Raw genomic sequence first — 13549 nt, 5'->3', positions numbered from 1 at the left:
GGTCCTACGCACGCCGCAAGTTTTTCGTAGGACCGGCTTCAGCCGGGAAGAGGTCGGTGTTACGCCAAAGAGGGCCGCATGTACCGGCGTATCGTGAGCAAGCTCACTCCCACAGGGATTTCCGGGCATCGCTCAGCGGGGTTTGCGCAGTTCGCTTGGGGTTACGCCGAGGTGGCGTTTGAACAGGCGGGCGAGGTAGGAAGGGGAGTCCAGGCCGACGGCGAGGCTGACTTCCAGGGTCGTCAATGACGTGCCGCAAAGCAGCGCGGCGGCGGTGTCGACGCGGGTACGGTTGGTGAAATCCAGCAGCGTTTCGTTGGTTTCCGCCTTGAAGATCCGGGTCAGGTGCCGTCGCGACAAGTGAAACTGATGACCGATCGATTCGATGTTCAGATCCGCGTCCAGATTCTCCCGTACGTAACGCTGGATATCGCGGACCAGCAGCGCCTGCTGGCGGGATTCACTGACCGGCTGCCGGGCTGGCTGGCAGGCAATCACCCGTGCGCACTCCTCGAAGAGCAGCGCATTGAGATGAGGCAACTGACGCTGGAAGGCTTCCGGTGCCGCCTGCTGTTGCAGCTGATCGTGCAAACGCAGGATGCTGTCGAGGGTTTCGCTCGTCTGCCAGATGCCCGTCCGGTCGACCTGATTGGCGAAGTTCTGAAAACCCATAGCATGACCCTGGTGCTTGACGTAATCCGGGTCGACATACAGCGTCATATGCTGCTCGCGGCCGGGCGCGGCCTGAGTCGCGTGCGCGAAATCAGCGGGAACGAAGGAGATCGAGTGTCGTGCGACATGGGTGGTCCGGCTGCTTTCCGTTGACAGCAAAAGCCCGCCCTGACGCGGCAACAGCATCATGTGGCAGTCATGGGCATGCCAGTCGACGGCGTAGCCGGTGGTGTCGCTGGTTTCCAGGTGGAAGACGTCCGCCGATGGACCGTTGAACTTGGGCGACATATAGGCCATCGAGCAATTCCCTGAGTATCAGCGCCGCGGCATGGTAGTGATAACGTACCTCATTATCATACCTGCGTTGCGCGAGTACCGGGAATGCTCCATCCAACGGTCAGTGCCGCTGACCGCGCATCAGCGAAGATCTGCCTGGCCGAATTCAGCTCCCTTAGGCCGGCTGCTTACTCAACGCGCGTGCTTTACCCGGCGTCATCCCGAACTGCTGCGAGAACATCCGGGTGAAGTGCGGCTGATCGGAAAACCCGCACTCAAAGCCCACCTGCGAGATCGCGACATCGGTCTGTACCAGCAGGTCTCGAGCGCGGGACAGTCTGGCCCGTTTCAGCCAGTCGCGGGGTGCCTGTCCGGTCGTATTCTTGAAGGCGCGGGAAAAATGGCTGCGCGACAGCGCACATTCCTTGGCAATGGTCGCGATCTGGATCCTTCGGTCGAGGTTGCCCAGCATCAGCTTCTTGGCCGTTCGTTCCTGCCACGAACTGAGCGTTGCCGGCTCGCGCTTCAGCTCGAACAGCCGCAGGCAGGCGCGGGCGACGGTGGTGAGCTGATCTGTGCTCAGCCCGGCGGCGTCTCGTCCGAAAACAGCCGTGACGATGTCTGCACGATGCGCTTGGTTCATGGTTGACCTCTGAATACGGGAGCTGAGGTCATTCTGGCCAGATCCTGTACAGGCAGGTCGCACGATCGGGCCGCTCAGGCGTCCGATTGGGCCATGACGCACGGATTTCGTCCTGCGGATGTGAAAAATAGTTACCGTGGGCGCGCGCCTGCCCAATGTTCGGGCAATAAATCTGGACGAGGCGGGCGGCCGTCTGTAGCGTTCGGTTGAGCATCGCGGTGGCGCAACGGTCACAGGCAGCAGGGTCGGTGACGGAAAAGGCAGCCGTGAGTCCTCGGCCGCGGCTATGCTCCGCGTGTCTGCTCGCGCGACGTATCGCGTCAGGCGTGAGGGCGATGGTTTTACCAACAGGGAGGTGAGTGTGCAGATGCAAGCCCAGGCGCTGGAAATCCTGGTGGTCGACGACCAGGAGGAAAACCTCGCAGAAATGCAGGAATTACTCGAAGATCTGGGCCGCACGGTCCGTTGTGCCGACTCAGGCGCCGAGGCGCTGGCCTGCCTGACGGCGGGCAATATCGGGCTGGTGCTGATGGACGTGCAGATGCCCGGCATGGATGGCTTCGAAGTCGCGCGCAGAATGCGTGCCGATCCGGCCACGCGCTTCACACCGATCATTTTCATCTCGGGCATGCGCCAGACCGAGGAAGTGCTCAACCAGGGTTACGCGGCAGGTGCCGTCGACTTCATGACCAAGCCGGTGCACCCCAATCTGCTGCTGCACAAGGCGCGTGTGCTGCTCGAACACGATCACTATCGGCGAGATCTTTTCCAGACCAGCCAGCAACTGGAGCGCGAACGGGCGTTCAACGCGTCGATTCTGAACAACACCGCCGAAGGCATTCTGGTGGTCGACGACGCAGGTGTGATCCGCTTTGCCAATCCGGCCATCACGCGTCTGCTCGGATGCTCGGATGATGAGCTGAAGGGACGCGCGTTGCTCGACTGGATCGAAACCCCTCACGACGACGACTGGCAGAGCTCGGTCTGGCTGGACCATTTCAAGCGCGGCGAAGGGCTGCGCCTGCATGACGCCAACTTGCGCAACCGCGACGGGCAGAGCATTCCGGTGGCCCTGTCGGCGTCGCCTCTGCCCGAGGGGCAGGCCGCGATGACGATTCTGGCGCTGGACATGACCTCCGTGCGCGAACTGCACCACAAGCTTGAAGTCATGACCATCACCGATGCGCTGACCGGCCTGCTCAATCGCCGGGGCTTCGTTCAGGCGCTGCAGGGCGCCATTTCGCGCAATCAGCGCTCTGGCCGTCTGAGCGCGCTGCTGTATCTGGACCTGGACGGTTTCAAACAGATCAACGATCAGTTCGGCCATGACCGCGGCGACGAGGCATTGCGCTGGGTCAGCAGCCAGTTGCAGGTGTGCCTGCGGCCTTATGACCGGCTGGCGCGGATCGGCGGCGACGAATTCACGGTCATCATCGAAGGCGTCAACTGCCCTGACGATGCGGCGGCGGTGGCGGAGAAACTGATCGCGCAGGTTTCGGCCGATCAGGAGCGGTTTCGGTTGGGCGCGAGCATCGGGATCGCCTGTCTGCCTGCCAACGGCGGAACCGTCGAAGACCTGATGCGCGCAGCGGATGCGGCGATGTACCAGGCCAAGCGCGGCGGCAAAGGTCAGTACCGCTTTGCCCCGGACCCTTGACCGGCTTCATCTGAACGGCGCTCTACCGGCGCGAGGGAGTTGGACGGCGCATCCAGCGCCAGGCAGGGGGACGGGCGAGCCGTCCCCCTGGGCGATCACGTCATGCGTGCTCGCCATTCTTGCGCCCGGGCAGTGCGCTTACCCTTCGGCGGTCTTGTTGGCCTTTTCAGGATTGAAGCCGTCGAAACTGTCGAACACGCCCATGAAGCCCGGAACAGTGGCTTCACGCGCCCAGTCGCGCTGCAGCTCGCAATACATCTGCACGCGGCTGATGAGCTTCACACCCGCTTGCTCCATGCGCCGCAGCGCCGCCTCGTGCGCGGCGACCGACGTACCGCCCACCGCGTCCACAGGCACATAGACTTCGTAGCCTTCCTGAATCGCATCCAGGGCAGGGAAGGTCAGGCACGCTTCGGTCCACAGCGCTGTGATGATCAGCTTGCGCCGACCGAGCGCCTTGACCGCCTGCTTGAATTCGGTGTCTTCCCAGCTGTTGATCGAGGTGCGATCGTACGTCGGCAAATGCCCCAGCACGTCTTGCAGCTCCTGGATCGGCGGCTTGTTGCGGCCGGTCTGGACATTGACCGTGGAGTGGATGATGGGGAGGTTGTAGTTAAGCGCGGCCTTGGCGACGCTGGTGATATTGAAGACCAGCTCCTGACGCGGCATCGAGCGGATCGATGAGACCTGGATCGGCTGGTAATCGATGATGATCAACGCCGAATTGTCGGGCGACAACAGCTGATCGGTGAGGGGATTGCGGAGAGTTTCGCTCGCCATTACGAGGTCCTTTTTTGTGGTTGTGATGCGCGCTTGCGCGGCAATTGGATGGGGCTCTTCCCTGGGCGAAGGTCGCTCGTCAGCGCTGCGGCCAATGGCGACCAGGACCTTGCGGGTCTGGCGTTACCGGGCGACCTCGCTTGAGGAACAACATTGTGCTGTTGCTCCACATGCTCCGGTAGTAGCATTCCGAGGCAAGCTGTGTTGCCAAAAGGGGAACATTGATTTGGATATCGAAGAGCTCCGCACGTTTGTAGAGGTCGCCGATGCGGGAGGCGTTTCGCCTGCCGCGCTTCGGCTGGGTGTCGCCAAGTCGATCGTCAGTCGCAGGCTGGCCAGGCTGGAAACCGAGCTGGGCGTGCAGCTGCTTGCCCGCTCTACCCGCAAGACCGCGCTGACGGAAGCCGGCGCGACGTTTCGTGATTACGCGGCGCGGGTCTGCGCCGAAATGGACGTCGCCAGAGAAGCGATCCTGCCGGCCGGTGCCTTGCGTGGCCGCCTGCGTGTTGCCGCGCCGCTTTCTTTCGGACCCACCCATTTCGCGCCATTGCTGGCGGAAATGGCCCGGCGTCATCCCGAGTTGCATGTCCAGACCTGCTACAGCGACCGCTTCGTCGACCTCATCGCCGAGGGCTACGACTGCGCGATCCGGGTGGGCTACTTGCAGGATTCCAACCTGATGGCGCGCTGCATCGGACCGATCAACACCCGGCTGGTCGCCAGTCCGCGCTACGTCCAGACTCACGGTGCGCCGCAGTCGCCGGACGAACTCATCGCCCATGAAGCGCTGATGAAGGGCACCGAAGCCTGGCAATTCATGGACGGCAACAAGGTGATTTCGGTTCGCCCGCAAGGGCGGTTCAAGGCCGACAGTGGCGTGGCGCTGGTTGCCGCAGCAGTGGCGGGGCTGGGCGTTGCCTACCTGCCCGATTGCCTGACATACGACGGTATCGCATCTGGCGCCCTGGTGCCGATCATGCCGGACTATCCGCCGCCGCCTGCGGGTGCGTACGTCGTGCGCCCACCGGGCCAGCATCCGGCACAGAAGATTCGCGTCCTGACGGAACTGTTGATCGAATACTTCGGGGAGTCGCCGCACTTTGCCGCGGATCTGGCCGCCGGGCCCGAGGTTTAACGGGGCTGTCGACGAAGGGTAGAAGGCACAAGCAACGAACGGCCTGTCGGTGAGCGACGGACCGTTCAAGTCACACGGGATTGTTTGATCCCCGATATCAGAACAGCAGCTTGAACACTGCGATGACGACGATCAGGCCAATCAGAAAAATGATGCCAACGGTACCGCCCAGAAACTTCAGCATAAAACTTACTCACGACAAATGGATTCATAATGCTTGACCGTCCGGGCCGCCGCTTGGTTCGGTTTTTTTCCGTTCTCCATGCCCGTCCTGAGCGCCACATCGCGTCGGGCTTCAATCTCTTGATCAAGGCGTAAACCATGCAGCGACTGATTTTTCTGGCAGGGATGTTGTTAGGCACGCAAGCGATGGCCAATGGCGCCGTTGAACCGGTGGTGAAGTGGACCCTTCTCGATCAGAACGACAAGGCCTATACGCTGGACAGCCAGGCGCACGTGCTGCTCGTGGCGCGAAGCATGTCGGCGGCCAAGCTCGTCAATGCCGCCGTCGGCGACGCCCCTCAGGGATACCTCGAAGAGCGGGGTGTGGTTTACGTGGCGGATATCGAGATGATGCCTTCGCTGGTCAAGATGGTCGCGGTGCCGGCGATGCGCTCGGCCAAATACCGAATCCTGCTGGACCGCGACGGCAGGGTCGCCCGGCAGTACAACGGCGACAGAGACTCGGTTCAGTGGCTGACTTTGCAAGACGGCGCCGTTGTGCAGGAAAAGCGTTTCACCGACGGCGCGGCACTCAAACAGGCGGTCGCACAGCAGGCACAGCCCTGATCAGGCACAGACCGCCGCGCGCTCGAAGATCGTCTTCATGTAGCCGGAGATCATCGTTGAATCACCGAAGATCTCCCGCAGGCTGAGCTCGGCGTTGGCCAGGTGCAGGTGCAGTTGCTCCTTGACTCGGGCTTCGCCGTACAGGGAAACGAACGTGCTTTTGCCCGCGTCCTTACCCTGGTCCTTGTCGCTGTCGGGGCAGCTGTCTCGCAGATCGTCATACATCTGAAAGGCCTGCCCCAGTTCCACGGCAAACACCTGCAACTGCGGCCTGACGCTTTCGCCTGCGTCGCTGATCAGCCAGGCCATGTCGACGATGGCGCCGAACAGAACGCCGGTCTTGAGGTTGTTGGTCACGGCAATTTCTTCAGGGCTGCGCGGGTGCTGACCGTCGCGCAGGTCCTGGAACTGTCCGCGCACCAGCCCTTGCATGCCGACGGCATTGGCGGCCAGTTCGACCAGTTGGGTCCGGGTCGCCGGCGCCAGGTCGCTGATCGAGGCGATGACCCCGAACGCGCGGCTCAACAGTGCCACGGCGGTGAGGATGGCAACGTCTTCACCGAACTTCAGATGCACCGTTGGCCGGCCGCGCCTGAGGGCAGCGTTGTCCATGCACGGCATGTCGTCGAGCACCAGTGAGGCGGCGTGGATCATCTCCACCGCGCAGCCCAGGTCCAGCCCGCACGTGCCGTCATGCCCCAGGCCCTCGGCCGCGAGCATCAGCAGAATGGGGCGCATGCGTTTGCCCGGCGCCAACGTACACTCACGCATGGCCAGGGCGACCAGATCGCGTTCGTTGCCACTCTCCGGCAGCAACTCATCGAGTCGCTTCTCGATGGATGCACGTACGTGAGAGAGACGCTCAGTGAAGCCGTGATCGAGGGAAGCGTCTGTGTCGATGGTCATCGGGAGGTGCACCTCAGCCTGTTGCGAATGAACGTAGCGATTGAACGCTGCTACCGGATCCTTTGACCTGCAGCCTGAAAAACGCGGAACGACTCAACGTTCCAGCTGCCTGAGTCTGGGTAAAACTTGTACAAAATATGCGTCGATTGGCATTCTTGTACAAGTTCCGTCAGCTAGATGACCACGCCGGGTGCGAAATGATTCAAGAATGTGGGGCTTGTGATGAGTGACAGCGATCTGAGTCGACGCAAAGACGATCATCTGAACATCGTGCTGGACCGGCGCGCAAGCGGTCACGGCGCAGGTACCGGCTTTGACGCCTGGCAATTCGAACACTGTGCGCTGCCTGAACTGGATCTGGCTGCGATCGATCTGCGCAGTGCGCTGGCGGGCAGGCCGCTCAAGGCGCCGCTGCTGATCAGTTCGATGACCGGCGGGGCGCAGCGGTCGAGCGCCATCAACCGTCATCTGGCCGAAGCGGCTCAGGCGCTGGGCATTGCCATGGGCGTCGGCTCGCAGCGCGTCGGCCTCAGAAGCGGCAACGATCAGGGGCTGACCCGCGAACTGCGGCGCCTGGCACCAGACGTTCCGCTGCTGGGCAATATCGGCGCTGCGCAGTTGCTGGAGCGCGACGGGCTCGATCTCGCACGCCGCTCGGTCGACACGCTGCAGGCAGACGCCCTGATCATTCATCTCAATCCGTTGCAGGAAGCGGTGCAGACCGAAGGCGACCGGGACTGGCGCGGCGCGCTGGAGGCGATTCGCCGCACTGTTGAAACCGTTGGCGTGCCGGTGATCGTCAAGGAAGTCGGCGCGGGGATTTCCGCCGCCGTGGCCCAATCCCTGGCCGGTGTCGGCGTGCAGGTCATCGATGTCGCCGGCATGGGCGGCACCAGTTGGGCGGCGGTCGAGGCCGAACGGGCGGTGTTGCCCGCCGACCGCGCGGTGGCGGCGGCCTTTACTCATTGGGGCATTCCCACGGCCACCAGTCTGCGCAGCGTGCGCGAGGCGCTGCCCCAGATGACGCTGATCGCCTCCGGCGGCATCCGCGACGGCGTCGACGCGGCCAAGGCGATCTGTCTGGGCGCCGACCTGGTGGGCCAGGCGGCGGGCGTGTTGCGGGATGCGACGCTGTCGACCGAGGCGGTGATCGAGCATTTCGAAATCATGATCCGCCAGCTGCGGATTGCCTGCTTTTGTACCGGGTCGGCGGATCTGGCGGCGCTTCGCAACGCGCGCCTGTTGCCACGCGAGCCATGGCGCATGACGCCTCCATGAGCCACTTCGGCGTGGTGGCTCCCGCGTTCTACAGTCATTTCCAGACCTTTCAGGCGTTGGCGTCAGCCCTCATCGATCGTGGCCATCGCGTCACGTTCTTTCAGCAGGCCGATGCCCGCCGCTGGCTGGCGGATCCGCGCATCGCGTTTCATGCGCTGGGCGCGACCAGCCATCCGCCCGCAAGCCTTGGGCCGGTATTGCAACGCGCCGCGGCGTCCAATCACCCGTTGCGGCTGCGCGGTGTGATCCGCGACCTGTGCAACAGCACCCGCATGCTGTGCGCCGAGCTGCCCGACGCCCTGCGCGAACGGGGCGTCGATGCGTTGCTGTGCGACCAGATGGAAGCGGCCGGCGGCCTGGTTGCCGAGGCGCTCGGGTTGCCGTTCATCTCGGTGGCCTCAGCGCTGCCGGTCAATCGCGAGCCACGGATTCCGTTGGCGGTCATGCCGTTCGCTTACGCCGAGGACGAGCGTAGCAGGCGCATGTACGAAGGCAGCGAGCGGGTCTATGACTGGCTGATGCGACCTCTGAGCCGGGTCATCGGCGACGCCTGCCGACAGCTGTCCATCGAGCCCCGCGGCGGGCTTCATGAGTGCCTGTCCCCGTACGCGCAGATCAGCCAGACCTTCGACGGCTTCGATTTCCCGCGAGCCCGATTGCCCGCCATCTTCCATGCCGTCGGGCCGTTGCGTACGCCGGGGCAGCAGGCGGAAGGCGAGTGGCACATCGATCCTGACCGGCCATTCGTGTTCGCCAGCCTGGGCACGCTTCAAGGCGGGCGCATGGGCATGTTCACCCAGGTGGCCAAGGCCTGTGCGCGCCTCGACGCGCAGCTATTGATCGCCCACTGTGGTGGCCTCGGCCCGGCGCAGGAACAGCAGCTCAAACGGATCGGGGCGACATGGGTCACCGATTTCGCTGCACAGCAATGGGCGCTGGAGAAAGCCAGCGTGGTCGTCACCCACGGAGGCCTGAACACGGTGATGGATGCGATCAAGGCACGCACGCCCATGCTGGTCATGCCCATCGGCTTCGATCAGCCCGGCGTTGCATCGCGGGTGGCTTACGCGGGCGCCGGGCTACAGTTGAGCCGTCGCGCGCGCGGGGGCACGATCCACGAGGCGTTGAGGCGTCTGCTGGATCATCCTCCTGAACCACTGGAGCGTCTGGCGGCAGAGCTGGATCGGGCCGGCGGCACCCCGCGCGCCGCTGACATCGTCGAGTCGGTGATCCGCAGCGGCGCGCTAACAGCGGCGCGGGAGACCCCATGACTTACGACCTGATTTTCGCCGGAGGCGGCCTGGCCAACGGTCTCATTGCCTGGCGGCTCAAACAGTTGCGTCCCGAGCTGAATATTCTGTGCATCGAAGAGCAGCCGCACATGGGCGGCAATCACACCTGGTCGTTCCACGCGCAAGACCTCAGTGCCGCTCAGCAGCAGTGGATCGCTCCCTTGGTGGTGCAACGATGGCCTTGCTACGACGTGCATTTTCCCGGCGGCGCGCGGCGGCTGTCTTCGGGGTACGCCAGCGTCACGTCCGAGCGTTTCGTGCAGGTCATCGAAACCGCGCTTGGCGATGATGTGCGCACCGGACAAACGATCGCCGAGGTCAGTCCCCGTTCATTGCGGCTGGCCAGCGGCGAGACGCTTCATGCCAGCGCCGTCGTCGACGGGCGAGGGGTCAAAGGCAGCCCGCACCTGGTGCTGGGCCAGCAGGCGTTTCTCGGCCAGTTGCTGCAATTGCAGGCGCCTCACGGGCTCGAGGCACCAATCATCATGGATGCGCGGGTGGCGCAGGGCGACGGTTACCGGTTCGTCTACGTGCTGCCGTTTTCAGCCGATACCGTGCTGGTTGAAGACACCCATTACGTGGATGAGCACGTGCTGTCCATCGAGCAATTGCGCCGCCACATCGACGAGTACGCCCAGGCGCAGGGCTGGACCGTCGCCGCGTGCCTGCGTGAGGAGCAGGGCGTGTTGCCCATTACGCTGGCCGGCGACTTCGATCGCTTCTGGGCGCAGGGCCGAGGGCAGCCACGATCCGGCCTGCGCGCCGGGCTGTTCCACTGCACCACCGGTTATTCCTTGCCCGACGCCGTCAGGCTGGCCGACTGGTTCGCGTCGCAGCGCAATCTGGACGCGGATGCGCTCGCCGACGGTATCCAGACATTCGCTCGGCAGGCCTGGCGCCGTCAGCGCTTTTATCGCCTGCTCAACCGCATGTTGTTTCTGGCGGGACGACCCCAGGACCGCTGGCAGGTCATGCAGCGTTTTTACCGCTTGCCGGAAGGATTGATCAGCCGGTTTTACGCCGGCCACAGCCGCCTGACGGACAAGCTTCGTATCGTCTCCGGCAAACCGCCCGTTCCTGTGGGCGCGGCGATACGCGCGATGCTCCGTTTCCTGCCCAGCCACTACGAGAACCGAGAATGACCGAAGCGAAGAAAGCCATCGTGATTGGCGCAGGATTTGGCGGTCTGGCATTGGCCATCCGTCTTCAGGCTGCTGGCGTGCAGACCACGTTGCTGGAAAAGCGCGACAAGCCCGGCGGACGCGCCTACGTGTACCACGACGAGGGGTTTACCTTCGACGCAGGCCCCACGGTGATTACCGACCCTACCGCCATCGAAGAATTGTTCACCCTGGCGGGCAAGTCGATCGCGGACTATGTCGAGCTGCTCCCGGTAGCGCCGTTTTATCAGCTGTGCTGGGAGGACGGATCGCGCTTCGATTACGCCAACGACCAGGCCTCACTGGACCGTCAGATCGCCGCGTTCAACCCGCAGGACGTCTCCGGCTATCGGGATTTTCTGGCGTATTCCAAAGCGGTGTTTCGCGAGGGCTACCTGAAGCTGGGCACGGTGCCGTTCCTGTCGTTCCGCGACATGATCCAGGCCGGTCCGCAACTTGCCCGATTGCAGGCCTGGCGCAGTGTCTACTCGATGGTCTCCAGATTCATTCAGGACGACAAACTGCGGCAGGCGTTCTCGTTTCATTCGCTGTTGGTGGGCGGCAATCCGTTCGCCACCTCGTCGATCTACACGCTGATCCACGCCCTTGAACGGGAGTGGGGCGTGTGGTTTCCCAAGGGCGGCACCGGCGCGCTGGTCAATGCACTGGTGAAGCTGTTCGAGGACATCGGCGGGCGCATCGAACTCAATGCCAACGTCGCGGGCATCGACATCGAGGCCAATCGGGCCACCGGCGTGCGCCTTGACGATGGCCGCCGGATCGCGGCCGACAGTGTCGCCTCGAATGCCGACGTCGTGCACACCTACGCCCGATTGCTCGGTGACCACCCGCGCGGCGTTCAAGAAAGCGCGCGGCTCAAGGGCAAACGCTACAGCAATTCGCTGTTCGTCATTCACTTCGGCCTGAAGCGGCCGCAGCCGCAGTTGCAGCACCACACGGTGTGTTTCGGGCCTCGTTATCGCGCGCTGATACAAGAGATCTTCAAAGGCGATGCGCTGGCTGAAGACTTCTCCCTGTACCTGCACGCGCCCTGCGTGACCGATCCAAGCCTGGCGCCCGCTGGCTGTTCCAGCCATTACGTTCTGTCGCCGGTGCCCCATCTGGGCAATGCGCCCATCGACTGGACGACCGAGGGGCCGCGTTACCGGGACCGGATCTTCGACTACCTTGAAAAGCACTACATGCCTGGCCTGCGCGACGATCTGGTGACGTCGCGGATCTTCACGCCCGACGATTTCCAGAGCGAACTGAACGCTCATCTCGGCTCGGCATTTTCCCTGGAACCGATCCTGACCCAGAGCGCCTGGTTTCGACCGCACAACCGCGACGCCAGCCTGCACAATGTCTATCTGGTCGGCGCCGGCACCCATCCCGGCGCGGGAGTGCCCGGGGTGATCGGCTCGGCCAAGGCCACCGCAGGGGTGATGCTGGAGGATCTGCACCGTGAACGCCCATGACGCTGACGATCAGCATTTGCTTGACCACGCCACCACCAGCATTGCCGTCGGCTCGAAGAGTTTTGCGGCGGCGTCGCGCCTGTTCGACCCGCTCACGCGGCGCAGTGCCGTGATGCTCTACGCGTGGTGTCGGCATTGCGACGATGTCATCGACGGGCAAGAAGCGGGGCATTCGGCCACGCTGGTCGGGGAGCAGGAAGTACAGCGCCGACTCGCCGATCTGGTGGCCCAGACCCAGGGCGTTTACGCCGGCCTGCCTGTAGAAACCGAAGCGTTCGCAGCGTTCCGCGACGTGGTCATTCGCCACCGGATCAAGGAAACCTATGCACTGGAGCACCTGGCCGGTTTTGCGATGGATGTTCAACAGCGCCAGTACCACCGCATCGAAGACACGCTGGAGTATTGCTACCACGTGGCGGGCGTTGTCGGGCTGATGATGGCTCAGGTCATGGGCGTGAGCGACGAAGCCACGCTGGACCGGGCGTGTGATCTGGGCATGGGGTTTCAGCTGACCAACATCGCCCGCGACATCGTTGAAGACGCCGGCGTCGGCCGTTGTTATCTGCCTCAGGACTGGCTCGACGAGCTTTCGATCCCTCGCGAGCGGCTGGCCGAGGCGCAATACCGCGACGCGCTGGCGGTATTGGCCAGACGACTGGTCGACATGGCCGAGCCTTTTTACACCAGTGCCGAGGCAGGTCTGACGTCCTTGCCCTGGCGCTCGGCGTGGGCAGTGGCGACGGCCAGCGGCGTCTACCACGAGATTGGCGTCAAGGTCCGCAAGCAGGGCAGTGGCGCCTGGGATGCGCGGGTCTCCACCAGCACCTTCGACAAGCTGCGTCTGGTGCTCGCCGGACTCGGGCGGGCGATCAGCTCCCGTGGCCGTCGCTGGCCTGAGCGCCGGGCTGAACTGTGGCAGCGTCCGCGTCATGCTTCTTCAGAGAGCCGCCATGAAGATCGCGCAGCTGCTTGCGAAGGCTCGACGTAGAGGGCGCGTAGAGAAAGCCGAAGGACACGCAGCGATCCTTTCCCGCTACGGCGTGGTGCATCAGGTGCGCCTGATAGAGCCGCTTGAGGTAGCCATTTCTGGGCACGTACTTGAGCGGCCAGCGCTTGTGAACCAGCCCATCGTGCGCCAGAAAATACAGGAAACCGTACGCCGTCATGCCCGCACCGATCCACTCCAGCGGGTGCATCCCTTGTGTGCCAAGGGCAATCAGCACGATGGCGAAGCCTGCGAAGACCACCGCGTACAAGTCATTTTTTTCGAACCAGCCGGTTCGGGGCTCATGGTGGGACCGATGCCAGCCCCAGCCCCAGCCATGCATCACGTATTTATGCGCGACGAACGCGAAGCCTTCCATGCCGATGACCGTGGACAGAAAAACCAGTGCGTTCAACATCATCCGAATCGCTCGAGGGAAGCCAGACTATTCAGACCGTCCCGGGCGATGGAACGTTCTGAGTTTATGCGCCGCCGGGC

Annotated in this window: 13 protein-coding genes; 8 read left to right on the top strand and 5 right to left on the bottom strand. The window is 63.5% G+C overall.

Features of this window, described 5'->3' with window-relative positions; translation table 11 throughout:
• Nucleotides 1-132 precede the first annotated feature (132 nt).
• Together QRN36_RS10780 and QRN36_RS10775 are read right to left on the bottom strand one after the other, a co-directional pair.
• Nucleotides 133-969: an AraC family transcriptional regulator gene (locus tag QRN36_RS10780; protein ID WP_285424061.1), complete on the bottom strand. Its 837-nt coding sequence runs from the start codon at nucleotides 967-969 to the stop codon at nucleotides 133-135.
• A gap of 154 nt (nucleotides 970-1123) precedes the next feature.
• Nucleotides 1124-1591, bottom strand: a complete 468-nt coding sequence (locus QRN36_RS10775; RefSeq protein WP_285424060.1) for an AraC family transcriptional regulator — start codon at nucleotides 1589-1591, stop codon at nucleotides 1124-1126.
• Between the two features lie 367 nt (nucleotides 1592-1958).
• Between QRN36_RS10775 and QRN36_RS10770 the strand changes: the two genes are divergently transcribed.
• Complete coding sequence (locus QRN36_RS10770) at nucleotides 1959-3248, top strand: diguanylate cyclase domain-containing protein (protein ID WP_285424080.1); 1290 nt, start codon at nucleotides 1959-1961, stop codon at nucleotides 3246-3248.
• 138 nt (nucleotides 3249-3386) lie between these two features.
• Here the strand turns inward: QRN36_RS10770 and QRN36_RS10765 are convergent, their stop codons facing one another.
• Nucleotides 3387-4028, bottom strand: a complete 642-nt coding sequence (locus QRN36_RS10765; protein ID WP_285424059.1) for a hydrolase — start codon at nucleotides 4026-4028, stop codon at nucleotides 3387-3389.
• 226 nt (nucleotides 4029-4254) lie between these two features.
• On the opposite strand from QRN36_RS10765, the gene QRN36_RS10760 reads away from it, so the two are divergent.
• Together QRN36_RS10760 and QRN36_RS10755 are read left to right on the top strand one after the other, a co-directional pair.
• Nucleotides 4255-5163, top strand: coding sequence for a LysR family transcriptional regulator (locus QRN36_RS10760; RefSeq protein WP_285424058.1), 909 nt, complete (start codon nucleotides 4255-4257; stop codon nucleotides 5161-5163).
• Between the two features lie 321 nt (nucleotides 5164-5484).
• The gene (locus QRN36_RS10755) at nucleotides 5485-5952 is read left to right on the top strand and encodes a hypothetical protein (protein WP_285424057.1); all 468 of its coding nucleotides are present in this window, start codon (nucleotides 5485-5487) and stop codon (nucleotides 5950-5952) included.
• Here QRN36_RS10755 and QRN36_RS10750 read toward each other — a convergent pair whose 3' ends face one another.
• Nucleotides 5953-6858, bottom strand: a complete 906-nt coding sequence (locus QRN36_RS10750; RefSeq protein ID WP_285424056.1) for a polyprenyl synthetase family protein — start codon at nucleotides 6856-6858, stop codon at nucleotides 5953-5955. It lies immediately after the preceding gene.
• Nucleotides 6859-7080: 222 nt separating this feature from the next.
• Here QRN36_RS10750 and fni point away from each other — a divergent pair, with 222 nt between their 5' ends.
• Genes fni through QRN36_RS10725 form a run of 5 tightly spaced genes read left to right on the top strand, consistent with a single transcriptional unit; the run spans nucleotide 7081 to nucleotide 13054 of the window.
• Nucleotides 7081-8136, top strand: a complete 1056-nt coding sequence (gene fni / locus QRN36_RS10745; RefSeq protein ID WP_285424055.1) for a type 2 isopentenyl-diphosphate Delta-isomerase — start codon at nucleotides 7081-7083, stop codon at nucleotides 8134-8136.
• Nucleotides 8133-9407: a glycosyltransferase gene (locus QRN36_RS10740; protein ID WP_285424054.1), complete on the top strand. Its 1275-nt coding sequence runs from the start codon at nucleotides 8133-8135 to the stop codon at nucleotides 9405-9407. The genes fni and QRN36_RS10740 overlap by 4 nt, the downstream gene beginning before the upstream one ends.
• Nucleotides 9404-10570 carry a lycopene beta-cyclase CrtY gene (crtY, locus tag QRN36_RS10735; RefSeq protein ID WP_285424053.1) on the top strand — a complete coding sequence of 389 codons (1167 nt, stop codon included), beginning with the start codon at nucleotides 9404-9406 and terminating at the stop codon, nucleotides 10568-10570. The genes QRN36_RS10740 and crtY overlap by 4 nt, the downstream gene beginning before the upstream one ends.
• On the top strand, nucleotides 10567-12066 hold the full coding sequence (locus tag QRN36_RS10730; RefSeq protein WP_285424052.1) for a phytoene desaturase: 1500 nt from the start codon (nucleotides 10567-10569) through the stop codon (nucleotides 12064-12066). Before crtY ends, QRN36_RS10730 begins: the two co-directional genes overlap by 4 nt.
• Nucleotides 12053-13054 carry a phytoene/squalene synthase family protein gene (locus QRN36_RS10725; protein ID WP_285424051.1) on the top strand — a complete coding sequence of 334 codons (1002 nt, stop codon included), beginning with the start codon at nucleotides 12053-12055 and terminating at the stop codon, nucleotides 13052-13054. Before QRN36_RS10730 ends, QRN36_RS10725 begins: the two co-directional genes overlap by 14 nt.
• On the opposite strand, the gene QRN36_RS10720 is transcribed toward QRN36_RS10725, so the two are convergent.
• Nucleotides 12936-13472, bottom strand: coding sequence for a sterol desaturase family protein (locus QRN36_RS10720; RefSeq protein ID WP_285424050.1), 537 nt, complete (start codon nucleotides 13470-13472; stop codon nucleotides 12936-12938). The two genes, QRN36_RS10725 and QRN36_RS10720, sit on opposite strands and share 119 nt — an antisense overlap.
• Nucleotides 13473-13549 lie beyond the last annotated feature (77 nt).

This window comes from Pseudomonas sp. efr-133-TYG-103a (genome assembly GCF_030209235.1).
In the GTDB taxonomy this organism is placed as follows: Bacteria; Pseudomonadota; Gammaproteobacteria; order Pseudomonadales; family Pseudomonadaceae; genus Aquipseudomonas.
Note: the sequence above shows the minus strand (reverse complement) of the source record. Positions and strands in the feature narration are given on the sequence as shown.